At 68.2% G+C, this 412-nt stretch carries 1 protein-coding gene and 2 pseudogenes; 2 read left to right on the top strand and 1 reads right to left on the bottom strand.

All coding sequences use genetic code 11. The features are described from left to right. Positions 1–42: 42 nt before the first annotated feature. Positions 43–144 (top strand): annotated as a pseudogene (locus NW835_RS13790) (pentapeptide repeat-containing protein); the annotation flags it as partial. On the opposite strand, the pseudogene NW835_RS13785 reads toward NW835_RS13790, so the two are convergent. Beyond that, a pseudogene (locus NW835_RS13785) lies at positions 96–206 on the bottom strand (hypothetical protein); the annotation flags it as partial. The pseudogenes NW835_RS13790 and NW835_RS13785 sit on opposite strands and share 49 nt — an antisense overlap. On the opposite strand from NW835_RS13785, the gene NW835_RS13780 reads away from it, so the two are divergent. After that, the coding region (locus NW835_RS13780) for a pentapeptide repeat-containing protein (RefSeq protein ID WP_414415587.1) at positions 163–412 on the top strand (250 nt) is incomplete at its 3' end. The pseudogene NW835_RS13785 and the gene NW835_RS13780 sit on opposite strands and share 44 nt — an antisense overlap.

Below are 412 nucleotides of genomic sequence, written 5' to 3'. Positions count from 1 at the left end.
GGAGAGCGAGATTTCCGCTGGGCCAAGCTAAGCAGGGCTGACCTGAGCGAGGCCAACCTGAACCAGGCCAAGCTGAGCGGGGCCGACCTGAGCTGGGCCGACCTGAGCTGGGCCGACCTGAGCGAGGCTGACCTAAGCAGGGCCGACCTGAGCGACGCCGACCTGAGCGGGGCCAACCTGAGCAGGGCCAACCTGAACCAAGCCAAGCTGAGCGGGGCCTACCTGAGCTGGGCCTACCTGAGCGGGGCCGACCTGAGCGAGGCTGACCTAAGCAGGGCCGACCTGAGCAGGGCCAACCTGGGCAGGGCCAACCTGGGCAGGGCCGACCTGAGCGAGGCTGACCTGAGCGAGGCTGACCTGAGCGAGGCTGACCTAAGCTGGTGGGCCAACCTGAGGTGGGCCGACCTGAGCA

It is taken from the genome of Synechococcus sp. OH2, from assembly GCF_047462155.1.
Classification (GTDB): domain Bacteria; phylum Cyanobacteriota; class Cyanobacteriia; order Thermostichales; family Thermostichaceae; genus Thermostichus.
This window is presented reverse-complemented; position numbering and strand designations above follow the sequence as displayed.